The organism is Paenibacillus sp. FSL W8-0187 (assembly GCF_037969755.1).
In the GTDB taxonomy this organism is placed as follows: Bacteria; Bacillota; Bacilli; order Paenibacillales; family Paenibacillaceae; genus Paenibacillus_AQ.
Genome location: NZ_CP150206.1, coordinates 2642532 through 2668769 on the forward strand (window position 1 = coordinate 2642532; position 26238 = coordinate 2668769).

Sequence of the window (26238 nt, forward strand, 5' to 3'; positions counted from 1 at the left end):
TGATCAATCAGAAGGGCCCTTTCTTAATCAAGAGGGCCACTTCTGATTTTCCCTATAAAAATGAAGGAGTTGGCTGCCAATGTCAGAGCACGGAAATCGCATACTAGTTGTTGATGATGAAGAACGAATTCGCCGATTGTTAAAAATGTATTTGGAGAAGGAAGGGTATGAAATCGAAGAGGCGGAGGATGGAGAAACTGCTCTTCGCAAAGCAAGTTCCGAAGATTACGGGCTCGTTATTCTGGATGTGATGCTGCCCGGGATGGATGGTGTCGAAGTGTGCACACGTCTCCGTCAGGTAAAGTCTACGCCTATTCTCATGCTGACTGCCAAGGGTGAGGAGATCAATCGCGTACAGGGATTTGAAGTGGGGGCCGACGATTATGTTGTGAAGCCGTTCAGTCCGCGCGAGGTGATCTATCGTGTTAAAGCGATTTTACGCCGCTCGTCTGCTACGGCCTATTTGAGCAAGGAACCGAACCCAAGCAACAGCATTGTTTTCCCGCATTTGATCATTGAACATGATGCTCACCGCGTGACGGCCGGAGGGCATGAAATCAGCTTGACGCCGAAGGAGTATGAGCTTCTGCACTACCTAGCCTCGTCCCCGGACAAAGTATTCTCGCGCGAAGAACTGCTTAAGGACGTATGGAATTATGAATTTTTCGGCGATCTTCGCACCGTCGATACCCACGTAAAGCGGCTGCGCGAGAAGTTAAATAAGGTATCCGCAGAATCCGCAGCGATGATTACGACCGTATGGGGAGTAGGCTACAAGCTGGAGGTACCGAAGTAACGTGAGTTTCTGGAGATCACTCGTCGGCAAGTTGTGGATTACGATAACCTGTTTAGTCGCGTGCGTACTGCTGACGCTCGGATTATTTTTGCTCCCCTATATCGATACCACGTTTGCGAATTCGGATGCCATCAAACGTTTATTTACTTATGTGGCCATTATTGGTTTTTCGATGACCACCTTTTTCGGGTTGTTTCTGTTAACGAAGATTACCCAGCCCATGCAGCAGCTCATTGAGGCAGCCAATGACATCCGTAAAGGGAAGTATGGCACTCGATTAAATTTGGTAACCAGTGATGAGATTGGCGAGCTGGCCAATACGTTCAACCATATGGCAGCAGAGCTGGAAACGAATATCCGCAATTTGAACCATGAGAAGGAGCATCTATCCAGTGTGCTGAGAAGCATGAGTGACGCGGTGATTACTTTTGATAATCATGGTCAGGTCATTTTGGTGAACCCGCCAGGGCAGGAAATCATGAAAACCTGGAAAGGGCTGCAATGGGATGATGAGCTGCAGGGCGGAGGCTGGGCGGCCGATGTCATGCCAAAACCGCTCAGTGAGCTTTATTATGCCACCGTGAACGAAGGAAAAGACCAAAGCGCTGACCTGCATGTGAAGCAGGGAATATGGTCAGCCCATATGGCTCCCTTATATTCGGATGAGGTGATCCGCGGCGCCGTTGTCGTGTTAAGAGATATTACCGAGCAAGTTACGCTGGAGAAGATGCGCACGGATTTCATCGCCAACGTGTCGCATGAAATCCGTACACCGCTGTCCATGATGCAGGGCTACAGTGAAGCGCTGCTTGACGGAATGGCAGCTTCACCGGAAGAGAGCAGAGAATTGATACAGGTAATTCATGAGGAATCGCTTCGTATGGGCCGACTGGTGAAGGATCTGCTGGATTTAACCCGTATGGAAGCGGGGCATGCAGAGCTGTCCCTGCGGAAGATGGATGCAGGTGAATTGTGTGAAAGGGTATATCGGAAGTTTACTGTTCGAGCCAAGGAGCGTGGTATTGATCTTCAGCTTAATAAACTTCACTCGAATCTTCTGCTCGAAGCGGCGGATGAAGATAAGCTAGAACAGGTGCTGACCAATCTGCTGGACAACGCTTTTCGTCATACGCCTTCAGGCAAGCAGATTCGAATCATTGCGGATCGGATTACCGTATCGAACACAGAGGCTCTCCAGGTGAAGATTAGCGACCAAGGCGTCGGTATTCCGCCTGAGGATCTGCCTTTTGTTTTTGAGCGATTCTACAAGGCCGATAAAGCGCGTGTGCGGGGGGAGACGGTGGGAACCGGCATAGGCCTCGCCATCGTGAAAAATATCGTGATTGCGCATCATGGTACGATTAACGCAACAAGTGAAGTAGGCGAAGGAACGGTGTTTACGATGATCATTCCAACAAAATCGGCAGAATCTTAGGGAATGTCTCCACAAAAGACAAAACACGCTCACAGGGAGCGTGTTTTTTTGTTGAAATTAAGAGGTTAATCTTGTTCTACGTGGAACAATGATTAACCCCTTATATCTTAAATTGGCCTGAATTTAGCCCAGCGCGATTTGCTGCGCGGTGTTCAGTTCCGGCAGCCCGGTAAGCTTGATCAGAACGTCCTTAGGAACGTCTTTATCCACCGTCAGAAGCATGATGGCTTCCCCACCGATGACTTTACGTCCAACCTGCATGGAGGCGATGTTGACATCGTTCTCGCCGAGCAGCGTTCCGACACGACCGATAAGGCCCGGTTTGTCGTTATGGGAAATCAGAATCAGATGACCTTCCGGAGAAATATCGACCGGGAATTTATCCAGACGGACGATCCGTTCGCCGTAACCCAGCAGGAGGGTACCTGCAACAATTCGCTCCAAACCGTTTTGCGTTTTAAGCGTAACGGTAACGAGGTTGGTAAAGTCTTTGGTTTTTGGTGTCTGAGACACAACGACGTGCAGATCACGGCTCTTCGCCAAATGCATGGAGTTTACAATATTCACTTCGCTTCCGAGGTGGCGTTCCAGCACACCCTTCACGATGTATCGGGTCAGGGCTTGCGTATCGACTTCAGCCAGCTCGCCTGCATAGTCAACGTGAATCTCCTTCACCGCGTGTGCGGTGATCTGAGCAGCTACACTGCCCAGTTTCTCGCCGAGCGAGAAGTATGGCTGCAGCTTGTTCATCACGCTAGCCGCTACAAGCGGGAAGTTGACCGCATTCTTAAACGGCTCGTTGCGCAGGATATGAAGCACTTGTTCCGATACATCAATCGCAACGTTCTCCTGAGCCTCAACGGTAGATGCACCCAAATGCGGGGTTACAATAACCTTAGGATGGTTCAGGAACGGATGATCGCTTTCAGGCGGCTCATGTTCGAACACGTCAAATGCGGCTCCGGCAACAATGCCTTCATCGATGGCTTCCACGAGGGCACGTTCGTCAATAATGCCGCCACGGGCGCAGTTCACGATGCGCATGCCGCGCTTCATGACTTCGAATTGCGGTCTTGCGATCATATGGCGGGTTTCCGGCGTAAGCGGAGTATGGACCGTAATGAAGTCTGCGCTGCGGATAATGTTATCTACCGAGGAGAGTGTCACGCCCAGTTTGTCCGCACGCTCTTCCGTCAAGAACGGATCGAAGGCAAGGATGTTCATGCCGAAAGCCTTGGCGCGTTTAGCTACCTCGCTGCCGATCCTTCCCATTCCCATAACGCCCAGCGTTTTGTTGCGCAGCTCAACGCCGAGGAAGGATTTGCGGTCCCAGGATCCACCTACCGTCTTGGCATAGGCCTGCGGGATGTGGCGGGCGAGGGCAATCATCATGGCAAATGTATGCTCTGCAGTGGTAATCGTGTTACCGTCAGGCGCATTAATAACAACGATCCCGCGTTTCGTAGCGGCTTCAAGATCGATATTGTCAACGCCAACACCAGCACGGCCGACAACCTTGAGATTGGTTCCTGCATTCATAATGCGTTCTGTCACACGTGTCTGACTCCGTACGAGGAGCCCGTCATATTCACCGATAATGGCAGTGAGCTCATCTTCATTAAGCCCCGTTTTTTTGTCTACCTGCACATCGGCGGCATCCATTAATTGCTGGATCCCCAAATCACTGATCGGATCCGATACCAATACTTTAAACATGGTTTCTCTTCCTCCTTAAAATCCTCTATAAATTGCGGTATTGCAATATTGAATAAGGATTACGCTGGGCGTATTCCGTTATACACCAAAGATTCCAATAGAGCTGCAAGAGGTCTATACAGGTTTGACGCGGTGTCGTGGCAAAGAGACAGGAACATAAAAAAACTCCCAATCCGCATACTACCTCCGTAGTAAGGGACGAGAGTTATTCGTGGTGCCACCCTTATTCGCTGCCAAGATGCGGCAGCCTCAAGCGGTCTGTTCAGACCATGATTGGTAACGGATATCATCCGATTTGCGCCTACTTCAAGTTTCAGCGAAATATCTCAGGAACGCTTAAGAATACTTTTACGCCACCGATTTACACCAACCATCGGCTCTCTGAGGACGTTACAGCTTCTCTTTTCCATCATCGGTTTTCACAGATTAATTTTTTCATAATGTATCATGGCTCTAACATTGTGTCAATAGGTGTTTATTCCGTCCATAGGCCTTATAGTAGGGAAGAATCAAGGGTTAGCCTTGAATGTCATGCCGTTAATTTGCTATGATGCATATGCCCGCCTATGATTGAATTATTCTGATATTACTATGGTTGTCCACGAAAATATCTTTAAAAATCAAGATGAAAGACAGGCCCATCTTCTATGAAAAAATTTAAAATACGCGTAAAAAGAATCGAGGCCCATCAATTAAATGATCGGCTGCTGCTTATTAATCTGTATCTTACCCAAGCATTGACGCTAATTGCAGGTTTGATCTGGATCCTGTTTCAGCAGAGGAATCCGTTTGGGCTCTTTATCATTCCGAAGGATATCGAGTTTGTATATTGGGGGCTCGGACTTGCTGCAGCAATGCTGGTCGTGGATTTTGTATTATCCCGGTTTGTGTCAGAGGATAGTATGGACGATGGCGGAATCAATGAAATGTTGTTCCGAAAAAGGCCGGTTTGGCATATTTTTATTATAGCTCTGATCGTATCCATCTGTGAGGAGTTATTGTTTCGAGGAGCCATCCAGCATGCGTTCGGACCATATTGGACTAGTATCTTGTTCGCACTTATTCATGTCAGATATTTAAAACATTGGCTTCCAACCGGATGGGTTTTTTTGAGCAGTTACGGTCTGGGTTACGTTTATATTCAAACGGGTACCATTTGGGCGCCCATCTTGTGCCATTTTCTGATTGATTTCATATCAGGAATGTTGATTCGGTTTCGGAGGAAAGAGTAACATGAACGAACTTAGCAGAATGCAGCGACATCAGAGCCGAAAAAAAAGCCGCAAGAACAAGTCAACGGCTCAATCAGAAAAAAGAGCGGCAGCGAAATCGCGACAAGCAGATGAAACATCGAGTCGATCTACATCGCCACCTTCCACAAGTTCCGTGGAACAAAAGCACCAGAGAAGCAGCACAGGGGATGGATTGAGTCGTTCCAGATCGACCCGGTCCCGCCAGCGTCAAGCAGAGGAAGAAGCGTCTGCTCCTAAACGAACGAATACATATTCCTCGTATCGCGTAAGAATGAGCAAATGGTTTGTGAACTCATTGATCGTCATTTTCATATTGTTAATGGTGGGTCTTCTGTGGTGGGGACTTATCGGAGCGCCTCCATTAAAGGAATTATTAAAGGAGTTATTATGAGTGTGTTGATGTGGATAGCAGGTGCTGCGGTACTTGGTGCAGGCGCTATCGGCTGGATGAGGGCTGAAGCCAGGGGCTATCGGGTGCGTGAAGAAGAAGTGGTATCCGAACGTGTCCCTCACTCGTTTGACGGGTTTCGGATATTGTTCATTACCGATATACATCGCAGACAATTATCAGAAGAAAAGCTATTATCCAATCTATCATCGGTGGATTGCGTACTGCTTGGTGGAGATATTACGGAAAGAGGCGTGCCCCTTCAGCGTATGAGGCATAATATGTCGGTGCTGGTCCGTATCGCACCCGTGTATGCCGTCTTGGGGAATCATGATTTGAATGCAGGCAAGGACGCCGTCCGTAAAGTATTACGGGAGAGCGGCGTTACTCTGCTGAATGACAAGACCGTTACGTTAAAGCGCAGTAACGAGCTTATGGTTCTCAGCGGGGTAAGGCAGCCGGCAAGCCGGAAGCACCCGTATACAAGATTTCGGGGTAAGGCAGCCGAAGACCAGTATCACATTATTCTGGTGCATGATCCAATATGGGTCAAAGACAAGGATGCGGTGCATGGGGATCTCGTGCTGGCGGGACATACCCATGGGGGGCAGATTGTACTGCCAGTTGCAGGAGCCGTTCGATTGACACGTTTCTACAAGAAGTTTAAATCCGGATGGTATACGCTGCCGAGAAAGGCGGGCGAAACCAAGCATTCTTCCAGGATGCTGATCAGCCGGGGATTCGGCACTTCACATATCCCGCTGCGCTTGCAATGTCCCGCAGAATATCATGTGATTACACTACGCAAAAAACCTTAATTCGATCGTCAGATGGTGACGGCAGAATTAAGGTTTTTGTGTTTTCTCGGATTATCTTATTTTAGGTTCGATGAATTGCGGATCCACGAAGCCATACCCTTTGGCTTCAAGCTTGGTCAGTAAGGTATCGAGGGCCTCTACGGTCCACGGAAGCTCATGCATCAGAATGTTGCTGCCAGGGTGAAGCTGTTCCAGCACATTACTGACTACGGCATCGGGTTTATTTTTATTTTTGCTTTCCCAATCGAGCGAACCGTTGGACCAGGTCATGAACAGCAGGTCATGATTCAGGGCAACTTCCTTTACAGTATCTCCGCCGGAGCCGAACGGAGGACGGAAAAACTTCGGTTCCGATCCGGTCGCTTCCTTAACGATTTGCTGCACATCCCCAATCTGTTTCTTCACTGTCTGTTTGGTTTCTTTTTTCAGGTCGATATGATCCCAGGAATGATTCCCAATGATTTGACCGCGGTCATGGATCAGTTTCAACAGCTCTGGATGAGCCTTCGCACGGTATCCATTGACGAAGAAAATCGCTTTGGCATCATGTTTGTCCAGCGTGTCGATCATTTGGTTGATCATGGTTTCGTCCTTTGGGCCGTCATCAAACGTGAGCAGCACGACTTTTTCGGGGACGGACTCATGATTGGGGACGATGCGATACACCTTATTCATGTGATACTTCGGTTCAACCGGTGCCTCGGCATCGGGACTTTTATCGGTTCCATCTGATGGGTCCGCGGATTTATCCACGTCAGGCTCGGCTTCAGGCTTGTCTGTTTCGGTTGCCTTCTCGGTACCTTCTTTCGGAGTGGACACTGCTCCAGAGGTTTCATTTTGCTGCGCTGCTCTGTCATTACCGACTTCCGTGGCCGTGCCTTGCTTTTGATCCATTCCGTTGTTGCCGCATGCGCTGAGCATAAGGCAGCAAGCCAGCAGAAGTACTGTTCGTGTTTTAACCATGATTCCATCTCACTTTCCTGTATTTATGTAGCATGAGTTTCTGGCGGTGCGAGAACAATAATCTCGAGTTTATCATAGAAGGAGGTATCATGTGTGAAGACTTCGTCATTTCTATATGGTGTCATTATCGGTGCCGTTGCATGCCGAATCATTTCCCGGAATAACAGCAGACTTTTCTCCTCGATGATGAAAGATGCGAATCTTGGCCGATTTGCGGATACCGCGATGAGTAAAATTCAGGGCACTAAGAGCCAGAAGTACTCTGGCTCGAGCCGAGAAAGCGTGTCTCCCAGTTCAGGCCGACATGATTCCACTCATTCCAATGGAACTGCAGGGGTACAGACATCGACTCATTCGAAGGCTGCCAACCTGAAACAAGTCAAGGATTTCATCCGAAACAACCCTGATGTCAAGAACGAAGTCGAACAGATTTTGAAAGAGACCCACACCGTCATACCGGGTTTGTAAACGGCATGAACCATTTTGAATCATTCACGGGGAGCGGCCACATGAATCCCTGTGAATGATTCTTTTTTCTTCAGCTACATATTTGCGTGCATTTGTGGTTATTAAATGATAAAATCAATTATATAAAACCATTTTTATCACGTCATAATCCAGACATCATAATTTGTTATAAACTTTTGTTTACGTAAGGAGGATCCTGTCATGAAAATAGAGCGTTTGAGTCAAGATAAGATACGGATTTTCCTCACGTTTGACGATCTGAGTGAGCGAGGGATCCAGAAGGAAGAGATGTGGCAGGAAATACCGAAAGTTTATGACCTGTTTACGGAGATGATGGATCAGGCATACAGTGAACTCGGATTTGATGCCACCGGACCTCTTGCCGTTGAGGTGTTTGCACTGCCTGCCCAGGGCATGGTGGTTATTGTGACGAGAGGGAAATACGATCATCATTTCGGCGGCTTGTCCGAAGAAGATATGCCGGACGAGATTTATGAAATGGAAGTAACGCTGGATCAAAGTGATACTATCGTCTATGTTTTTCAAGATTTTGAAGTGCTCATTGAAGCATCGCATATGTTGAAGGATCTTGTAGGCGGAGCGGGTAAGCTCTATCACTATATGGATAGATGGTTTTTGTACTTCGACCCTGAGGAATTGGATAGCGAGAAGCTGCCGGCGGTGATTGCGATGCTGGCTGAATTCGGTGAATCCTCCTCAGTAACGGAGGCTATGCTGGAGGAATACGGGAAGAAAGTCATGCCTCAGCAAGCGATTGAGGTAATCTGTACACACTTCCAGCGTCAGCATTAATCAAGGTGGGCGTGCGTGCCGGACTTCAGGCCCGCAACTAACGGAAGGGGAATTTTAGTGCTGGTGTTCTCGGTAATTGCGTCAGCTTTGGCGCCGGGACTCGCATTGCTCACGTATTTTTACCTGAAAGATAGGTATGATCAAGAGCCCCTGCACATGGTGATCAAGGTGTTCATGCTAGGGGTTCTGATCGTTTTCCCGGTTATGATTTTGCAGCGGGGAATGATACTATGGCTTGGCGACAATCCGGTAGTCAACTCATTGTTCGTTTCGGCGGGCGTTGAGGAATTTCTGAAATGGTTCGTGATGTACCATATTATTTTTAACCATACGGAATTTGACGAGCCTTATGACGGCATCCTTTATGCAGTGGCGATATCGCTGGGATTTGCTACGGTAGAGAACTTGCTTTACGCCTGGTACAGCCAGGCGGCCTTTGGTCCGATGTTCTTGCGAGCCCTGCTGCCCGTTTCGGGGCATGCGATGTTTGGTGTCATCATGGGATACTACATGGGACATGCGAGGTTCACGGAAGGGAAACGAAGAAGGTTCTTTCTCGTTCTATCCTTGTTCCTGCCTTGGATGTGGCATGGTCTGTACGACCTGATTCTGAATCTGCTGACCCACACATGGGTATGGTTTATCGTACCGCTTATGGTGCTGCTATGGTATGGCGGCATGGGCAAAATCTCTAGAGCTAACAACCGTTCTCCTTTTCGTTTCATCAAGCGGGAGGAAGAGGTTAACACTTAACAAATCAGGGCACACTTCTTTCTATAGACCTCGGTTGACAGCCAGGGAATCATAGAAAGGGAGGTGTCTTTTTTTGCGTGTAAAAGTGAAAATTCTTTGTAAGGATTGCGGTGAACGTTTTGTGCTGCGGGGAAAAAAGGAACAGGGCCGGATCGAAACTGGATTTAAGCAGTGTCTGTGCAACAATCGTGATCACTTCGATATTGAGGAAGATTTCTAAAGGATGAAGGAATTATACAGATATGCATAAGACTTCTTTCTTCTAGTCAAACTAACGGCAGTGAGTAGAAGAAAGGAGACTATAAGCATCATGTACAAACGATTAAGCGCTATTCTGTTTCCTGTGGCCACAATTTTATTGATCGGGGCTCTGGTATGGGGTTATCAAGAGAATAAAGAGAAAAACGCCATATTGATTAATGCGGAGAACCAATACCAACGGGCATTCCATGACTTGTCTTACAATATGGACAGGATTCATGCCGAGCTCGGCAATACGCTTGCGGTAAGTTCTACCTCCCAAGGGATGCACCGGAAGGGCTTGATGAATGTATGGCGCCTAACCAGCCAGGCTCAGAATGAGATCAGCCAGCTGCCGCTTACGCTCCTTCCTTTCAACAAGACGGAAGAGTTCCTTTCCCGAATTTCGAATTTTGCTTACAAAACAGGTGTACGCGATTTAACGAAGGAGCCGCTCAGTGAGGGTGAAGTCAAAACGTTGAAATCCTTGTACGCCAACTCCGGTGAAATTACGAAGGATTTGCAGCATGTGCAGAATAAGGTTATCGCAAACAGTTTGCGCTGGATGGATGTAGAGACGGCTCTGGCTACGAATAAAGTCCAGGACAACTCCATTATTGACGGCTTCAAAACGGTGGATAAAAAGGTGGAGTCCTACCCTGAGCTTGACTGGGGACCATCGGTAAGCAGCATTTATGACCGCCGTTCTGTGAAGCAATTGGCGGGTATGCCGATATCGGAAGCGGATGTGAAGCGTAAAGCGCTGAAGTTCTCCGATGTGGGTAATAATGCCAAAGTACAAGTGACGAAGAACGGCAGTGGCACCGAGTGGGTATCTTATACGGCGAAGGTGCAACATCCGAAGGGTCATATGCTCAGCATGGACTTTACCGAAAAAGGTGGACAGCTGATCTCTTATACAGATGAGCGGAATGTTGGTGCGAAGAAAGTGTCCGTTCAAAATGCTATCGACAAAGCCCAGCAATTCCTGACAAAAAAAGGCTATTCCGACATGACGGTTGTTTCGGCGGACCAATATGACAACCTGGCCAACTTCTCCTTTGTCCGCGAAGAGGACGGCGTGCTGATTTACCCTGAAAAAATTACCGTTCGTTCGGCTCTGGATAATGGGGATGTCATTGGATTCCAGGCCAGCGACTTTGTGTACGAGCATCAAATCAAGCGAGAAATCCCGCAGCCGAAACTTAGTCTTGCCGAAGCGGAGAAGGTCTTGAATCCTGAGTTCAAAGTGCTCTATCACCGTAAGGCCTTAATCAAAAACGATCGCTCCGAGGATGTTCTGTGTTATGAGTTCGGCGGGCGAATCAATGGGTCCCAATACCGAATTTACATTAATTCGGATACCGGCCTTGAGGAAACTGTTGAGGTCGTCAAGGATGCACAGGCAGGAATTAGATAATCAAAGTATTGCGCGATTGAAGCCGGTTCAGGAGATAACCTGAATCGGCTTTTTGCTTGGATGAAGGAGCTGAAAGAGCGGGGAGAGCCCCATGTTTCCCAAGGTTAGACAGGATTCGACCTTAATTTGAAGATTTTGTCCTATGGACCGCGGCATCCCATGATATAATGGAAAATAATGATTATGATAAATTAGTGGGTGAGCGCATTGTATCCAAAGATTAACGACATCCTTTATATCCAGTTGGATACGGGGGATGAGAAGGAAGCCAATATTGTATATAAATCCCGCATCTCCGACATGGATGACGAATCGATGTATATGGAGGTTCCGCTGCAAGAAGGGACAGGCAAGCTGAAAAAGCTATACATCGGGGACGAGCTGTCCGCTTATTTTTTAACGGAAGGGGGAGTTAAGAATTTCTTCAATTCCTACGTCCTGAGTCACCATGAGGATATTATCCGTCTGGTTCGTATCAAGAAGCCGGAGCAGGATCAAATTACGAAGGTACAGAGAAGAAGCTTCCTAAGGGTGCAAGCCGAGCTCGAGGTAGCAGTCATGACCAAAGAAGGCACCCAGTTTTTAGCCAAAACCGATGATGTCGGCGGCGGTGGCGTATCCTTTTATCTGCAGCCGGATCATACGATTGCGGAAGGGAGTATACTGACATGCTGGATACTCATCCCGTTTAAGAACGGATCCGTGGAGCATGTTCCGTTTGAAGGCGAGGTTGTGAGGGTGAAGGAGCTGCCCACCAATCGACGCATCGTGATGCTGAAGTTTAGTCAGATCGCGGATATGGAGCGCCAGAAGCTGATTCGTTATTGTTTTGAGAGACAGTTTGATTTTCGCAATCGTTAATGCATAAATAGGACATGCCGGTGGCACACTATCCGAAAAAATTGTCCCGGAGGGGCTGTCTGCCATGTCAGAAGTAGTAAACGATCAAGACCGTCTGCTTGAAAAAACAAGACTGGAAGTTAAGCATGAAGAGAAGGGACAAGCTCTGCATGACCGATATGGAATCATGCTGCTTAAGCTGCTGATCTGGCTTGTACTTGCCCTGGTGATCACCCAGCTGCTATTACATTATGAGCCTAGCCGGCCCTATATTTCGCCCATTCAGCAGATGGAGGGTGTTCCCGTTAACGAGCCAAATGTAAACGATTGGATGGGGGAAAACACCCCTTCTCTTTTGCATCACTCTAGCTAGTGTGGTATAATTTTCACGTCGCAGGCGGGCGCCTGCTTTTTTCTTGAAATATAAGATTGCGCCTTTGTTTCATCCGCGCTTTCTTATAAGTTTTCACTAGAGAAACGGTGATCCCGTCCGTAACGGATGGTAAGCCCTTTCGATTTCGAGGTATATGTTTGAGGAGGAATGCCCCGTTGGTTACGCAGGGGACAGGTTATCGCGACAGAATTAATATTGCCATCGACGGTCCGGCAGGCGCGGGTAAAAGCACCGTAGCGCGTATGGTAGCCAGCAGGCTCCATTACATCTACGTGGATACCGGAGCCATGTACAGGGCAGTCACCTGGTTCATGCTGAACCAAGGGATTTCTCCAGAAAATCCCGAAAAAGTGCTTCAACATGCACAAAACATGGTGATTGAATTAAAACCGCATGAACATGGTCAAATGGTCTGGCTGAACGGGGAAGACGTCACACCATATATTCGTTCACATCAGGTTAGTGCAGTGGTATCCCAATATGCACGAATCGAGGGTTTGCGGATAAAGCTTGTCCGTTTACAGCAGCAAATGGCACAAGACAAGGGCGTTGTCATGGATGGACGTGACATCGGCACAACGGTTTTGCCGGATGCCGAGGTGAAGATTTTCATGACGGCCAGTGTCAAGGAACGTGCTCTCCGCCGCTTCAATGAGTTGAGTGATGAAGGTATATCGCTGGAACAACTGGAAAGAGATATCGCAGAACGTGACAGGCTTGACCAGGAACGTGAAGTGTCGCCGCTTCGATGCGCAGAGGATGCCATCATACTGGATACGACACATATGGATATCAACCAGGTTGTGGAAGCAATTCTTTCATATTGCGAAACTTAAGTGGGATGGGGAGAAATGGGCATGATTTATATTTTTTGCAGAGCGGTGGTCCGCGGTTTGTTCGCTATTCTCTACAGATTCGAATCTGTCGGCGTACATAACATACCTTCAGAAGGCGGCGTGCTAATCTGCAGCAATCATATTAGCATTCGAGATCCGATATCTGTCGGCATTCACGTCAAGCGCCAGGTTAAGTTCATGGCCAAAGCGGAACTGTTCAACATCCCGGTGTTCGGATGGCTGGTTCGTCAGCTTGGAGCATTTCCGGTCAAGCGCGGCGGAGTAAGTAAAGATTCGATCAAAACCGCGCTCACGATATTGCGCACGGGTGAGATCATGGGCATTTTCCCTGAGGGGACGCGTAATTCCGATTCAACGGCGGCCAAACGGGGCGCGGCAAGCTTCGCTCTCCGCAGCGGGGCGACGGTCATACCGGCTGCTATCATTGGAGATTACAAGCTTTTTCGCAAAGTGAAGATCATCTATGGTGCACCTGTGGATCTATCTCAGTTTGAAGGTGACAAGTCACCGGAGGCTCTGGATGCGGCAACCGAGTTGATCATGGCCAAGATTCACGAAATGCGCGCAAGTGGCAAACCAACCATGAACTGATTTATTCGCTACATGCATAAAAAGCATGGGAAGATTGGAAAGATACTACAGCAATTATGTTTTGAACTTCGCCAATGCGAGTTTAAATAAATGGGGTTTGAATTGAGGAGGTTATTTGACATGTCGGAAGAAACAAGAAATCAAGAGGCTGCTGAAAACCAAGAGCAGCTGGACCAAATCGTATCCTTGAAAAAAGGGGACACCGTGAAAGGGACGATCGTCAAACTGGAGGACAACCAAGCTTATGTAAGCATTGGATATAAATATGACGGCGTAATTCCTGTTCGCGAACTGTCTTCTGTACAACTTGATAACGCATCTGATGCGGTTCAGGTTGGCCAAGAGGTAGAGTGCAAAGTCGTTAGCATTAACGACGATAAGGAAAGCCTGGTTCTTTCCAAGCGCGCGATCGACACCGAGAATTCATGGGAAGAGCTTGAGAAGCATTTTGCGGATCAGGACGTATTCGAAGTAACGGTGGCTGACGTGGTTAAAGGCGGACTCGTAGCTGATGTTGGTGCACGCGGATTTATTCCTGCATCCATGGTAGAGCGTCATTTCGTTGAAGACTTCAGCGACTACAAAGGCCGCACGCTTCGCGTGAAAGTGAAGGAATTGGACCGCGAGAACAACAAAGTGATTCTTTCCCAGAAGGATGTTCTGGAAGAAGAGTTCGAAGCTAACAAACAAAAAGTGATGTCCGAGCTTCAAGATGGCCAAGTGCTGGAAGGTACAGTACAACGTCTTACGCAATTCGGCGCATTTGTTGATGTTGGCGGCGTAGACGGATTGGTTCACGTATCCGAGATCGCTTGGAGCCACGTCGACAAGCCTGCTGATGTATTGTCCGAAGGCGATCAAGTGCGTGTGAAGGTACTGAAAGTGGATCCTGAAAAAGGAAAAATCAGCCTCAGTATCAAAGCAGCGGCTCCAGGTCCTTGGGAAACAGCTGGCGAGCAATTCAACACTGGCGACATCGTAACTGGCGTTGTTAAACGTTTGGTTAATTTCGGAGCTTTCGTTGAACTGGCACCAGGTGTTGAAGGTTTGGTTCATATCTCCCAAATTTCTCACAAGCATATCGGTACACCGCAAGAAGTATTGAAAGAAGGCCAAGAAGTTCAGGTTAAAGTGCTTGATATCAACACTTCTGAGCAACGTATCAGCCTGAGCATCAAAGAAACGGAAGAAGCACCAGCTCAAGCTCCTCGAGCTGAAAAACCGTCCAAAGGTCCTAAAATCGACCTGAAAGACAATCCGAACGTTTCTTTGAACAATCAAGGCATGAGCGTTACGCTTGGAGAGCGTTTCGGCGATAAGCTGAGCAAATTCAAGTAAGCCCGGGAACAGTTTTGTTCGGTCTATTGACCTATCATAACGAAGTCGGCGAACCCAGAAATCTGGGTTCGCCATTTGTTTTTTTAGGGGACGAACGTTTGCGGATGTTGTAACATGGGGAAGAGCATAATAGAAATAAAGATGAAAGGTTAGCCAATTGTAACGTTTTTTGCTATGATGATAATCGTAAGAATTGACAGGAGGAGTGACTATGGCAAGACCCGTAGTGGCTATCGTTGGACGGCCTAACGTCGGTAAATCGACTATATTTAACCGATTGATTGGCGACAGATTAGCCATCGTTGAAGATAAACCGGGTATTACCCGTGACCGGATTTACGGTAGTGCCGAATGGAATGGTAAAGCGTTCAGTGTCATTGATACCGGCGGTATTGAAATTGATGGCGATGACATGATATTGAAATCCATACGCATGCAGGCCGAGCTTGCAATTGAAGAAGCAGACGTCATCGTATTTATGTGCGATGCAAAGGCAGGGGTTACCCAATCGGACGAGGAAGTTGCACAGATTCTGTTCCGTTCAGGTAAACCTGTCATTCTAAGTGTAAACAAAGTGGATAATTTGAAGCGCGTTGATGATATCTATGAGTTCTATTCCCTCGGATTTGGCGATCCTGTCGGAATATCGGGCAGTCACGGCACAGGGATTGGCGACCTGCTGGACGTTGTAGTTGAGAATCTGCCTGAGCTGGAAGACGATGGATATGACGAGGATGTTATTCGAGTTGCCCTGATTGGCAGACCGAATGTGGGCAAGTCCTCCCTAGTTAATGCCATTTTGGGAGAAGAGCGTGTCATTGTCAGTGACGTTGCCGGCACTACACGTGATGCGATCGACACGCCGTTCGAGAAGGATGGGCAGCGGTATGTGCTCATCGATACGGCAGGCATGCGCAAACGCGGGAAAGTCTATGAGACCACAGAGAAATACAGCGTCATGCGTGCCATGCGCGCCATCGAGCGTGCGGATGTTGTTCTCGTCCTCATAAACGGGGAAGAAGGCATCATCGAACAGGACAAGCATATTGCCGGTTACGCCTATGAGGCCGGTAAAGCATCGTTGTTCGTTGTGAACAAATGGGATTTGGTCGAGAAAGAGGACAAAACGATGCAGCAGTTCGAGAAAAAGATTCGGGATCATTTCTTGTTCATGACCTACGCGCCGGTTGTGTTCCTGTCGGCCAAAACGAAGCAGCGCTTGCAAAAGCTGCTCCCTGTCGTTAAGCATGTGGCCGATCAGCATTCACTTCGCATACAGACACACCTCCTTAACGATGTCATATCCGATGCGATTGCCATCAATCCGCCTCCAACGGATAAGGGAAGAAGATTGCGTATTAACTACTCAACACAGGTTGCGGTTAAGCCGCCGACCATGGTCGTATTCGTCAACGATCCTGAATTGATGCACTTCTCATATGAGCGTTACCTTGAGAACAAGATTCGGGCCGCGTTTGACTTTGAAGGTACACCCATCAGGATATTTACTCGAAGAAAGTCTGATGAGAGTTAGGGGAGAATAGCTTGATTTTGGAGATCGTAGCGATAGTAGTGTGTTATTTACTCGGTTCGGTAAGCTTTAGCGTACTGTTTGCCAAAATCCTGAAAGGGATTGACATTCGTCAGCATGGCAGCGGCAACGCTGGGGCAACCAATACTCTTCGCGTCCTGGGAAAGGGACCTGCGATACTTGTATTGGTCTTGGATGTAATTAAGGGCATCGCTGCGGTTTGGATCGGACGATGGCTTGGGGGGGACAATGCATGGCTGCCGGGATTGTGCGGTATTGCGGCCATTATCGGTCATAATTGGCCTCTATACTTCCGCTTTCGAGGCGGCAAAGGGATTGCAACCGCCATTGGGGTGCTTGCTACGCTTTGCTTTATACCAGCGGTTATAGCAGGCATTATCGCAATTCTATCCATTGTTTTTACCCGTTATGTATCTTTGGGTTCCCTTATTTTTGTAGTGCTTACCCCTGTTTTTCTATTGATCGCGGATTATTCGTGGCCAATCTTTTGGACGAGCTTCATCATATGTGTATTCGCCTTCTGGCGGCATCGCTCGAACATCGTGAAGCTTGTGCAGGGGCGTGAAAACAAGCTGGGTTCTGGAAAAGGAAAGGGCAAAGGAGGGAAGCGCGTTGTCTGACAAAGTCGCTGTTCTGGTGGCAGGCAGTTGGGGAACCGCTTTGGCAAGTGTTCTCGCTTCTAATAATCTGGATGTTGTCGTCTGGACAAGAACAGAGGAACAGACTCGTGAAATCAACGAGTCCCATACCAACAACCGTTATTTACCCGGGGTGGAGTTATCACCGAATATCCGCGCTACAACCGATATGAAAGAGGCTGTCTCGTCGGCTGCTGCTGTGGTTATCGTTGCACCTTCGTCCGCGATGCGGGAAGTGTCGGGGCAGCTGAAGCAGTTTTGGACCGAGGACATGCTGGTGATTCATGCGACCAAAGGATTTGAAATAGAATCCTTGAAGCGGATGTCCACCGTCATATCCGAGGAGCTTGGCTGTGAGGAAGGCCGCGTGGTAGTATTATCAGGACCCAGCCATGCGGAGGAAGTGGTCAGACGCTGCCCGACAACGGTCGTTGTGGCGTCTTTGGATGCCGAGGCGGCTGTAGCCGCTCAGGATTTGTTTATGAACACATATTTCAGAGTGTACACGAATCGGGATATGATTGGTGTTGAGCTGGCCGGGGCCTTGAAGAATATCATTGCTTTGGGCGCCGGGATGTCCGACGGACTGGGCTTCGGTGATAATGCCAAGGCAGCGCTTATTACGAGAGGTTTGGCAGAAATTTTGCGAATCGGCATGGAAATGGGGGCGAATCCGCTGACATTTGCCGGGCTGGCCGGGATCGGTGATCTCGTGGTTACCGCCACCAGCCAGCATAGCCGAAATTGGCGAGCTGGCTCGATGCTGGGTCAGGGTAAGAAGTTAGACGAGGTTCTGGGTTCCATGGGAATGGTTGTGGAAGGCATTCGAACGACCCAAGCCGCACATGCCATCTCCGAGAAATACGGCGTACAGATGCCGATTGCCGATCAGCTGTACCATGTGTTGTTTAAAGACCGCAATCCCCGCATTGCCGTTGAAGCCTTGATGGGCCGGGACCCCAAGACCGAGATGGAATTGATGCCGCTTGAAACTTGGGAGCAATGGCACACTTAGCTTATTCACCATTCCGATGATTGACTCATATATTGATGTGAGGATGTCGGAGGAGGGGTGGATATGAGCAAAAGCTTTCACAAGGATGTACTGAATGCGATTAACAAGAAAAGCGGCAAGAAAATTTCTTCAGGGGCTGTCAATAAGCTGGCTAGCACGGTTAAGCCGTCTACAATGCAAAATGAAGCCCAGCTCCGCCAGCTGATCAAGCAGGTATCTTCGATGGCGAACATACCTGTTAGTGAGGACACGATCCAGGAGATTGTCGGTGCGGTGAAGAAGAGTGGCATGAATCCGAGCAATATGGAAGCCTTGATGAAAATGATGATGAACAAATAAGATACGATGATAATGTTGAACAAAAGACGCTCCTGATGGGATAGCGGCTTTTGTTCTTTTTTTCGACATACCTGAGGTGAGGCGCTATCATTTTCGTGATATAATAGGTTGAAATTGATGAGAGATTGGAGAGTTTCGTGACATGGATCCAATGCAAAAGATGTGGCTGTCCCTAGTCGCATTATTGATTATGGCACTATCGGTCATCGTGGTTACGCTTGCGCGAAGCAAGACCAAGGGTTTTCTGCGCGGGGCACTGTCGTTCGTAGCCTTTATGATGATGATTTTCGGTTTTATTATTGGACTGGCCTCCATCATATAACGTAGGAAGCCGATCTGGACGATACGGTAAAGGGGTGCAGCATGACGCTGAATGATCTGCCGGAATTGGAGAATGTGTTAGCTACCGCCATTCATAAGATGAATGAGGCGCCTATTGCTTGGCTGCTAGGTGGAAGCTGCAGCTTGCTTCTTCAGGATGTAACATTGGACAAGCCGCCGAGGGATATCGATATCTATACCGATGCAGGGGGTGTACAGCCTTTGCATGAGTCGCTGGCTTCTATGGCCGTGGATGCTCCCCACTTAGACCAAGAAGGGATATATTCCTCGATACTGAGCCACTATGAAATAGAGAAAGTCCCGATTGAACTGGTAGGCGGATTTGAAGTGAATTCAAACGGGTCCTCCTACTGCGTTGAGATCGATCAATTGCTGTATCCTGCAGCACTAGAGAGTCATATACAGGACGTCCCGGTGCGCCTGATGCCGTTATCCCATGAACTGGTGTTTAATGTGCTTCGAGACAGGCCGGATCGATACGTCGCCATTGCTGAAGCGATCCGGCGGGACATGGACCGTCATATGCCGCTTCTGCAGCAGTTGTTAAGCCGGAACCATCTGCATGGGGAGCATCGAATGGTTTTGAACCGATTAACTGGATTGTAACCGAAGTGCGGTGAAAAATGGCCAGGGAGCTTAGCAGAATGTGTACATAAGAAAAGGAGCGCGTTACCGTTGGACTACGAGGTATTATTTCAGCCGGATCAGAAAAAGGTCAAGGTTCGTCCGCACACGAATGTTCTGGATGCCTCGCGTCGGGCGGGTGTGCGTATTCCTACCCGTTGCGGAGGCAAAGCCGGTTGTTTGATGTGCAAGATCATCGTTCCGAGCGAGGAACGCGATCATTGCTCTGCGCCTGAGCCCAAGGAAATCAGGAAGCTGGGGACATCGATGATTGAACAAGGCTACCGGCTATCCTGCCAGACGAGAATTACGAATCACATTAAGGTAATGATTCCCGAGGATCCGCTCAAAGCTGCGATACGCAAACAGCTGGAAGCTGCGAGAAACCGGGAGTCCGATGACTTTATTTAAAGCGAGGATGATGTTAGTTGAGTATGATCACTTGGATGATCCAAGCGGCAGGCCGTTCGAAGCGGACGTCTGCAGTCTTAATCCTGGTGCTGTTTCCGATGTTGCTGACAGGATGTCTTTATCCTGACGAGAAATTGCAGGAGAACAAGGTTTCGTATAGAGAAAGTGTCAAACGGATACAATCGGCTGTAGATGACTTTTATAAAGAACAGGGAATCTTGCCGATAATTACAGCGGGTCCGGAAATTCCGCGGTATGAGAAATACCGGGTCGATATGGATCAGCTGAAGAACCGGGGATACATCGACCAAATTCCGGATACGGCATTTGAGAAGGGCGGCAGCGGATATTTTCTCATTATTAATGAGGAAACCGAGCCAACCGTGAAGGTGATGGACTTAACCACGGCCCAGAAGGTGAATGACGTTCAGAGAGCCGTGAATTTGTACAAAATGGCGCATGACAACGCTCTCCCTGCAGGAGAAGCCCTCTACCCGGGGTATACGGCAGTTGACCTGTCCAAGACCGATGCCAAATCCATTACATTGATGAGTGTATACTCGGGTCAGGAGATGGCCTTTATGATGGATGAAGAGGGAACGGTGTACGCCGATTATGCCTTTGATATTATGCAGGCGATCCAGAAGAACGATTCCGACCCTCAAGAAGGAGAGGACTTACGGGTGTTCCTGGAGCAGGAATCCTATTATGTCCCTGTAAAATCCGTACCTTATACATGGAAGGATGGGCAGCCCGTTGCTCAGCCGCTATCCTAAACCTATACCCGCCGTTATCGGCGGGTATTTTTGTTGTCTCTGCATGGTGACCCATATCAGTAGAGGAATGAGTATGCGGAAGCCATAATGCAGCCTACATTTTATCCTTGAGACCCTTCTTCGATAGACTTTTTTGAAAATGGTTGAATCTCTTTGGAATATCTATTAAAGTGCGCGCATATTCATAATCTGAAAGAGTAGTGCGGGCAAGAGCCGGTTGCCCACATCATGAGGCATACGAAAACGTCTGAAGGCGCACAGCATGAAGATAAACCGCGCCCCAGCGGTAGTTTTCTTTACGGTATTCGATGACGGTGTCTAGTTGGTTTAGGCCTGTTCGATATCTTAAAAAAAACTGGACGGACTTTAAGGGGCAACCGTCATATTTTTGAACCCGGTACATATGATGTTACTAGTCCAAATGCATGTACGAGTTACGCCGCTTTGCCGTTTCCATCAAAACTCATGGAATACCGGCGGCGGGATGCTGGCGACATTGTAAAGGCTGCTCATCTGTTGCAATGGCTTTGGCTATGAGTGGAACACGAAGCGGATGCTCTTAAAGCATTTTTCCTTCGGAGTAATTTGAGGAGGGGATCTCTTTTGGAAAAAGTGGACATTTTTAAGGACATTGCCGAACGGACCGGAGGGGACATTTACTTAGGTGTTGTCGGTGCCGTCCGTACGGGAAAATCAACCTTCATCAAGCGGTTTATGGAGACGGTTGTTCTCCCGAACATTACGAACGAGGCGGATCGAGTAAGAGCTGTCGATGAGCTGCCTCAAAGTGCTGCAGGGAAAACAATCATGACAACCGAGCCGAAATTTGTGCCAAACAACGCGGTACAAATCAAAGTTACGGAAGGTCTTGAGGTCAACGTAAGATTGGTGGATTGTGTAGGCTATGCCGTTGAAGGCGCTAAGGGCTACGAGGACGAGAATGGCCCGAGAATGATCTCGACGCCATGGTTCGAAGAGCCGATTCCGTTCCAGGAAGCGGCAGAAATCGGAACCCGCAAAGTCATCCAGGAGCACTCCACACTTGGCGTGGTCGTCACAACAGACGGAAGCATTGCGGAAATTCCGCGAAGCTCTTATGTTGACGCTGAGGAACGCGTCATCGAGGAACTGAAGGAAGTCGGCAAGCCATTCGTGGTGGTCATCAACTCGACACGACCACGCAGTGAAGAAGCGCTTCAACTGCGCAATGAGCTGGCTGAGAAATACGACATTCCGGTAATGACACTAAGTGCAGCTACGATGACCGAAGATGATGTAACCGGTGTTCTTCGTGAAGTATTGTATGAATTCCCAGTGCATGAAGTGAACGTCAATCTGCCTAGCTGGGTTATGGTGCTTAACGAGAACCACTGGCTGCGCAGCAACTATGAGAACTCGGTCAGAGATACCGTGAAGGATATCCGTCGTCTGCGTGACGTGGATCGGGTGGTCAGCCAGTTCATGGAGTATGACTTCATCAACCATGCTGGACTTAGCGGCATGAATATGGGTCAGGGCGTTGCCGAGATCGATCTCTTCGCACCTGACGAACTGTATGACCGGATCTTGATGGAGGTTGTGGGTGTCGAGATTCGCGGTAAAGATCATTTACTGCAGCTGATGCAGGAGTTCTCCCATGCCAAACGGGAATACGACCGCTTCGCTGAAGCGCTTGAAATGGTTAAAACGACAGGTTACGGTATCGCTGCTCCTTCCCTGGCTGAGATGGCGCTGGATGAGCCTGAGCTTATCCGTCAAGGCACTCGCTTCGGGGTAAGATTGAAAGCGACCGCGCCTTCCATCCATATGATTCGAGTCGATGTGGAATCCGAGTTCTCGCCGATTATCGGCACAGAGAAGCAGAGCGAAGAGCTTGTGCGCTATCTGATGCAGGATTTCGAGAACGATCCGATCAAGATTTGGGAATCCGATATATTCGGACGCTCGCTGCACTCGATCGTCCGTGAAGGCATTCAAGGCAAAATCGCGATGATGCCTGATAATGCGAGATATAAATTGCAAGAAACTTTAGGTCGGATCATCAACGAAGGTTCCGGCGGTTTGATCGCGATCATTCTTTAAGTGAGTATCGATAAGGTGTTGAATACGCAGTCGCTAACGGGTCTAAAGTCCCGATTAGCGGCTGTTTTTCGTGTTTTCTTTGGTTGGGCAGAGCAAAACGCTTGAAATTATGAGGTGGCTGTATTACTATAAATTTGTTCCGCGTCATGCATTCTAAACGCGAGATAGGGGTAAAATACCCGATTGCACGTATAATTTGCGGTAAAACGGAAACAGTGAATAGCAAGTGGAGCACATTCCTTGTTAGGGAGGTGAAAGAATGAATAAATCGGATCTGATTACACAAGTAGCTGAATCTACTGAGCTTTCCAAGAAGGATGCAACTAAAGCGGTTGATGCCGTTTTCGATGCAATCTCCGAAGCTTTGCAAAGTGGAGACAAGGTACAGCTGGTCGGCTTTGGCAACTTCGAGGTTCGCGAGCGTTCCGCACGGAAAGGCCGCAACCCGCAAACAGGTGAAGAAATCGAAATCCCTGCGAGCAAAATTCCTGCATTTAAACCTGGTAAAGCGCTCAAAGACGGAATCAAATAAAGATTTCTACATATTACCTAAGAGCACAGGTCGTGAATTCGTTCACGGCCTTTTCTTTTAGCTTACGGTGAGGAGGTCTGAACAATGGAGAACGTTCAAAACGGGGATTATTTTATCGTTAAAGCGCTGGACCATGGCGTGCAGGTGATTGGCCTTACCCGCGGTCAGGACACCCGGTTTCATCATACCGAAAAGCTGGACAAAGGCGAGGTCATCATCGCCCAGTTCACGGATCATACATCTGCGGTCAAAATCCGCGGCAAAGCTGAGGTCATGACCAAACACGGGAAGATTGAGTCCGGCATCTGATTAGACTTATCATTTTGGCAAAGCCCCACCAAATTGGTGGGGCTTTTTTATGTTTGATGTGTCCGTGGAAAGATTGTGTGTTAATCAATTGTTAAATGACCCTTGTTGGATTCGCGAACGTTGTATATACTAGCGGAATGAATAAAAATACGAAAGGATGTTTAAAGAAATCATGGCAAAGCAATTTAGAGAGGGACAATATGTGGTGGTCCCTGAAAATCCGGTATCCCTGTTTCTGTTCAGCAGTACTCGCTCCGGCTGGATTTGGCTGCTCGTGAGGCTGTATCTCGGTTATTCTTGGTTAACGTCGGGGCTGAAAAAGCTGACGGCGGAAGCCTGGACGGGAAGCGAAGCCGGCGCGGCCATTCAGGGGTTTGTCGGGGGAGCGCTGGCTAAGGCGGAAGAGGGGAAGGACGTCACCGGATGGTATGCTTCTTTTCTCGAAGGGTTTGTGCTTCCCAACGCCAAGCTGTTTTCGTATATGGTGTCCTTCGGCGAGGTGCTGGTCGGACTCGGGCTGATTTTGGGTCTGCTGACGGGCATTGCCGCGTTTTTCGGCGGATTAATGAATGCCAGCTTTTTATTCGCGGGCACGGTAAGCTCCAATCCGTTATTCTTTATATTGGCCACATGGCTGGTAATGGCTTGGAAAGTGGCGGGCTGGTATGGTCTGGACCGTTGGGCGCTGCCGCTGCTGGGTACGCCTTGGAGCCGCAGGCGCAAGGATCAGGACATTTCGGAATAAATTTGATTTTACTCTAAAAGTAACATTCGTCACTTTTGCAACGCGTTTGTCAAGTACAATTCCAACAGACCGCGGCCATGAAATCCTTTAATCTGAAATCAGATCAATTGGATAAAGGATGATGGTCATGGGAATCCGAGCTTTTTTTAAACTGGTGGAAATTCAGACAAAGGTAGCCAGCATGATTCCGTTTCTGTTCGGAACTTTGTATGCACTGTTTCGTTTTCAGCAGTTCGATGGGTATCATTTTGCCCTGATGCTTGCATCATTGCTGTCGTTTGATATGGCAACGACGGCAATCAATAACTATTACGATTATAAAAAAGCGATTAAAAAGAACGGCTTCGGTTACGAGGAGCATAATGCCATTGTACGATATAATCTTAAGGAGCCTGCGGTGGTGTCCGTCATCATCTTGCTGCTCTTGACAGCCATTGGTGCGGGGATCGCACTATTCCTGTCTACGGGCTGGTTGATCCTGCTGCTCGGGGGATTGTCTTTTGCCGTAGGGATATTATATTCGTTCGGACCGATTCCGATCTCGCGGATGCCGCTAGGCGAGCTGTTCTCCGGATTGTTTATGGGATTTGTCATTATATTTATTTCGGCTTGGATCCATGCGGAGGGCAACCATCTGGCGGTTTTGGACCTGCACGGCAGCGTTCTGTCCCTTCAGGTGAACCTTCCTGAGGTACTGCTGCTGCTGGTGGTATCACAGCCGGCCATACTTGGGATTGCCAACATCATGTTGGCCAACAACATCTGCGACATGGATGAGGATATGGAGAACAAGCGGTATACGCTGCCGGTATATATAGGATTCAGACCTTCTCTAAAGCTGTTCCGAATTCTGTATTGCCTTGCTTATCTGGACCTGGCGGCTCTTCTCCTGATGAAAGTGCATCCCGTGTTAGTGCTTCTGGTGTTTGTCACCCTTGTCCCGATTTATAAAAAAAGCGCCGTTTTCACCGCCCATCCATCCAAAGAGAAGACATTTGTGATTGCGGTGCAAAATTTCGTGCTCATGAATCTGGCGCGGATCGCCGCGCTGGGGGTAGCAGTGGTATGGACTTCTCGACCCTTTTTCTAAACCGAATACGGTTCGTTTTACCTGAAGCAGGCATAGCCTGCTTTTTTTCTTTATACAATGAGGTATGGACTAATGAGGACCGGAAGAAACTAGGAATAGAGGAGGTTTAGGATATGAAGCACTGGCAATCTGTACGAGCCGTACTCCTGCCCGCGGCGATTGCATTCATCATACTCGCACTGTTAATGGGGCTTCAATCACAAGCCCGTTATAAGGTCGGCGCTGTGACAGCGGCGATACCCTATCACAGCCGCGAATTAAGCGATGCCGGATTAGTGGACTCCCTAAAGAATCTTCCTCTTCATCTAAAAATAAGCCGGGCAGATTATGATGAAGGCGCGTTGACGCTGGATATCAAATTGAGCGACCCCGCGGAGACGGCCGCCGAGGTTTATGAGGATATCGCCAGCATTATGTCCTTTACGTTCGAAGGAACGGATAATGTGCAGCAGTTGTATCTAAGAGTAGTAGCCATCGATCGTTGGGGAGGGAAGCGGTATATGCTGCTGGCTTCGAATATGAGCAAGGATACCTGGAACTCGCGCTATGCAGAAGCTCTAACCCAACTTGAGAACGGCGATGTTCCGCCATCTATTGCTGCCGCTCTTAACCTAACGTTTACGAATCTTTGGCTAAAGCAGTTCAGCAGCCCATGATAGGGGTAAAATAGTAAGTGACAGGGCATGTACGTGTCTTGAAC

31 protein-coding genes and 1 other annotated feature are annotated in these 26238 nt (G+C 48.5%); of the genes, 29 read left to right on the plus strand and 2 right to left on the minus strand.

Translation table 11 applies throughout. The annotated features are described in order from the left end of the window. The first annotated feature begins 79 nt into the window (after nucleotides 1-79). Together MKY48_RS11775 and MKY48_RS11780 are read left to right on the plus strand one after the other, a co-directional pair. Complete coding sequence (locus MKY48_RS11775; protein WP_009595176.1) at nucleotides 80-796, plus strand: response regulator transcription factor; 717 nt, start codon at nucleotides 80-82, stop codon at nucleotides 794-796. Between the two features lies 1 nt (nucleotide 797). Beyond that, nucleotides 798-2231: an ATP-binding protein gene (locus MKY48_RS11780; RefSeq protein ID WP_076320939.1), complete on the plus strand. Its 1434-nt coding sequence runs from the start codon at nucleotides 798-800 to the stop codon at nucleotides 2229-2231. A 123-nt stretch (nucleotides 2232-2354) separates the two neighbouring features. Here MKY48_RS11780 and serA read toward each other — a convergent pair whose 3' ends face one another. Further along, nucleotides 2355-3947 carry a phosphoglycerate dehydrogenase gene (gene serA, locus MKY48_RS11785; protein ID WP_076320940.1) on the minus strand — a complete coding sequence of 531 codons (1593 nt, stop codon included), beginning with the start codon at nucleotides 3945-3947 and terminating at the stop codon, nucleotides 2355-2357. 191 nt (nucleotides 3948-4138) lie between these two features. Continuing rightward, nucleotides 4139-4369: a binding site (T-box leader), on the minus strand. A 225-nt stretch (nucleotides 4370-4594) separates the two neighbouring features. On the opposite strand from serA, the gene MKY48_RS11790 reads away from it, so the two are divergent. The 3 genes from MKY48_RS11790 to MKY48_RS11800 are packed head-to-tail and all read left to right on the plus strand — an operon-like array spanning nucleotide 4595 to nucleotide 6406. Further along, nucleotides 4595-5179 carry a CPBP family intramembrane glutamic endopeptidase gene (locus MKY48_RS11790; RefSeq protein WP_339272142.1) on the plus strand — a complete coding sequence of 195 codons (585 nt, stop codon included), beginning with the start codon at nucleotides 4595-4597 and terminating at the stop codon, nucleotides 5177-5179. 1 nt (nucleotide 5180) lies between these two features. After that, a complete protein-coding gene (locus tag MKY48_RS11795) occupies nucleotides 5181-5591 on the plus strand; it encodes a hypothetical protein (RefSeq protein WP_339292967.1) in 411 nt (136 codons plus the stop codon). Next, nucleotides 5588-6406, plus strand: coding sequence for a metallophosphoesterase (locus MKY48_RS11800; RefSeq protein ID WP_339292968.1), 819 nt, complete (start codon nucleotides 5588-5590; stop codon nucleotides 6404-6406). The genes MKY48_RS11795 and MKY48_RS11800 overlap by 4 nt, the downstream gene beginning before the upstream one ends. Nucleotides 6407-6457: 51 nt before the next feature. Here the strand turns inward: MKY48_RS11800 and MKY48_RS11805 are convergent, their stop codons facing one another. After that, nucleotides 6458-7369: a polysaccharide deacetylase family protein gene (locus MKY48_RS11805; protein ID WP_339292969.1), complete on the minus strand. Its 912-nt coding sequence runs from the start codon at nucleotides 7367-7369 to the stop codon at nucleotides 6458-6460. A 93-nt stretch (nucleotides 7370-7462) separates the two neighbouring features. On the opposite strand from MKY48_RS11805, the gene MKY48_RS11810 reads away from it, so the two are divergent. From MKY48_RS11810 to MKY48_RS11925, 24 genes are all read left to right on the plus strand, one after another. Next, the gene (locus tag MKY48_RS11810; protein WP_339272146.1) at nucleotides 7463-7837 is read left to right on the plus strand and encodes a hypothetical protein; all 375 of its coding nucleotides are present in this window, start codon (nucleotides 7463-7465) and stop codon (nucleotides 7835-7837) included. A gap of 201 nt (nucleotides 7838-8038) precedes the next feature. Beyond that, nucleotides 8039-8650, plus strand: coding sequence for a genetic competence negative regulator (locus tag MKY48_RS11815; RefSeq protein ID WP_076320946.1), 612 nt, complete (start codon nucleotides 8039-8041; stop codon nucleotides 8648-8650). A gap of 57 nt (nucleotides 8651-8707) precedes the next feature. Then, on the plus strand, nucleotides 8708-9403 hold the full coding sequence (prsW, locus tag MKY48_RS11820; protein WP_076320947.1) for a glutamic-type intramembrane protease PrsW: 696 nt from the start codon (nucleotides 8708-8710) through the stop codon (nucleotides 9401-9403). Nucleotides 9404-9476: 73 nt separating this feature from the next. Next, a complete protein-coding gene (locus MKY48_RS11825; protein WP_009595221.1) occupies nucleotides 9477-9623 on the plus strand; it encodes a hypothetical protein in 147 nt (48 codons plus the stop codon). Nucleotides 9624-9713: 90 nt separating this feature from the next. Further along, nucleotides 9714-11063 (plus strand): germination protein YpeB, encoded by a 1350-nt coding sequence (gene ypeB / locus MKY48_RS11830; RefSeq protein WP_339272147.1) that lies wholly within the window; start codon nucleotides 9714-9716, stop codon nucleotides 11061-11063. 198 nt (nucleotides 11064-11261) lie between these two features. Then, the gene (locus tag MKY48_RS11835; protein ID WP_339292970.1) at nucleotides 11262-11924 is read left to right on the plus strand and encodes a flagellar brake domain-containing protein; all 663 of its coding nucleotides are present in this window, start codon (nucleotides 11262-11264) and stop codon (nucleotides 11922-11924) included. Between the two features lie 64 nt (nucleotides 11925-11988). Further along, complete coding sequence (locus tag MKY48_RS11840; protein WP_076320950.1) at nucleotides 11989-12276, plus strand: DUF5359 family protein; 288 nt, start codon at nucleotides 11989-11991, stop codon at nucleotides 12274-12276. 176 nt (nucleotides 12277-12452) lie between these two features. Then, nucleotides 12453-13133, plus strand: a complete 681-nt coding sequence (cmk, locus tag MKY48_RS11845) for a (d)CMP kinase (protein WP_076320951.1) — start codon at nucleotides 12453-12455, stop codon at nucleotides 13131-13133. Nucleotides 13134-13154: 21 nt separating this feature from the next. Beyond that, complete coding sequence (locus MKY48_RS11850; protein WP_076320952.1) at nucleotides 13155-13745, plus strand: lysophospholipid acyltransferase family protein; 591 nt, start codon at nucleotides 13155-13157, stop codon at nucleotides 13743-13745. Nucleotides 13746-13865: 120 nt separating this feature from the next. Continuing rightward, nucleotides 13866-15083, plus strand: a complete 1218-nt coding sequence (gene rpsA / locus MKY48_RS11855; protein WP_076320953.1) for a 30S ribosomal protein S1 — start codon at nucleotides 13866-13868, stop codon at nucleotides 15081-15083. Nucleotides 15084-15294: 211 nt separating this feature from the next. Continuing rightward, nucleotides 15295-16617: a ribosome biogenesis GTPase Der gene (gene der / locus MKY48_RS11860; protein WP_076320954.1), complete on the plus strand. Its 1323-nt coding sequence runs from the start codon at nucleotides 15295-15297 to the stop codon at nucleotides 16615-16617. An 11-nt stretch (nucleotides 16618-16628) separates the two neighbouring features. Then, nucleotides 16629-17255: a glycerol-3-phosphate 1-O-acyltransferase PlsY gene (plsY, locus tag MKY48_RS11865; protein ID WP_076320955.1), complete on the plus strand. Its 627-nt coding sequence runs from the start codon at nucleotides 16629-16631 to the stop codon at nucleotides 17253-17255. Next, nucleotides 17248-18288 (plus strand): NAD(P)H-dependent glycerol-3-phosphate dehydrogenase, encoded by a 1041-nt coding sequence (locus MKY48_RS11870; protein WP_076320956.1) that lies wholly within the window; start codon nucleotides 17248-17250, stop codon nucleotides 18286-18288. The genes plsY and MKY48_RS11870 overlap by 8 nt, the downstream gene beginning before the upstream one ends. A gap of 63 nt (nucleotides 18289-18351) precedes the next feature. After that, nucleotides 18352-18627 (plus strand): stage VI sporulation protein F, encoded by a 276-nt coding sequence (locus MKY48_RS11875; RefSeq protein ID WP_006209456.1) that lies wholly within the window; start codon nucleotides 18352-18354, stop codon nucleotides 18625-18627. 142 nt (nucleotides 18628-18769) lie between these two features. Beyond that, on the plus strand, nucleotides 18770-18949 hold the full coding sequence (locus MKY48_RS11880; protein ID WP_071223929.1) for a DUF2768 family protein: 180 nt from the start codon (nucleotides 18770-18772) through the stop codon (nucleotides 18947-18949). Nucleotides 18950-18990: 41 nt separating this feature from the next. Then, a complete protein-coding gene (locus tag MKY48_RS11885) occupies nucleotides 18991-19575 on the plus strand; it encodes a hypothetical protein (RefSeq protein WP_339292971.1) in 585 nt (194 codons plus the stop codon). A gap of 69 nt (nucleotides 19576-19644) precedes the next feature. Beyond that, nucleotides 19645-20004, plus strand: coding sequence for a 2Fe-2S iron-sulfur cluster-binding protein (locus MKY48_RS11890; RefSeq protein ID WP_071223933.1), 360 nt, complete (start codon nucleotides 19645-19647; stop codon nucleotides 20002-20004). Nucleotides 20005-20027: 23 nt separating this feature from the next. Next, complete coding sequence (locus MKY48_RS11895) at nucleotides 20028-20780, plus strand: hypothetical protein (protein WP_339293498.1); 753 nt, start codon at nucleotides 20028-20030, stop codon at nucleotides 20778-20780. Nucleotides 20781-21383: 603 nt separating this feature from the next. Then, on the plus strand, nucleotides 21384-22862 hold the full coding sequence (gene spoIVA, locus MKY48_RS11900; protein ID WP_076320959.1) for a stage IV sporulation protein A: 1479 nt from the start codon (nucleotides 21384-21386) through the stop codon (nucleotides 22860-22862). A gap of 259 nt (nucleotides 22863-23121) precedes the next feature. Then, nucleotides 23122-23394, plus strand: a complete 273-nt coding sequence (locus tag MKY48_RS11905; RefSeq protein ID WP_006209463.1) for an HU family DNA-binding protein — start codon at nucleotides 23122-23124, stop codon at nucleotides 23392-23394. 84 nt (nucleotides 23395-23478) lie between these two features. Further along, nucleotides 23479-23703: a trp RNA-binding attenuation protein MtrB gene (mtrB, locus tag MKY48_RS11910; protein WP_071223937.1), complete on the plus strand. Its 225-nt coding sequence runs from the start codon at nucleotides 23479-23481 to the stop codon at nucleotides 23701-23703. A gap of 172 nt (nucleotides 23704-23875) precedes the next feature. Then, complete coding sequence (locus MKY48_RS11915) at nucleotides 23876-24448, plus strand: DoxX family membrane protein (RefSeq protein ID WP_339272151.1); 573 nt, start codon at nucleotides 23876-23878, stop codon at nucleotides 24446-24448. A gap of 127 nt (nucleotides 24449-24575) precedes the next feature. After that, entirely contained in the window at nucleotides 24576-25538 is a 963-nt protein-coding gene (locus tag MKY48_RS11920) for a 1,4-dihydroxy-2-naphthoate polyprenyltransferase (RefSeq protein WP_339292972.1), read from the plus strand. Nucleotides 25539-25651: 113 nt separating this feature from the next. Next, entirely contained in the window at nucleotides 25652-26194 is a 543-nt protein-coding gene (locus tag MKY48_RS11925; protein WP_339272153.1) for a hypothetical protein, read from the plus strand. Nucleotides 26195-26238 lie beyond the last annotated feature (44 nt).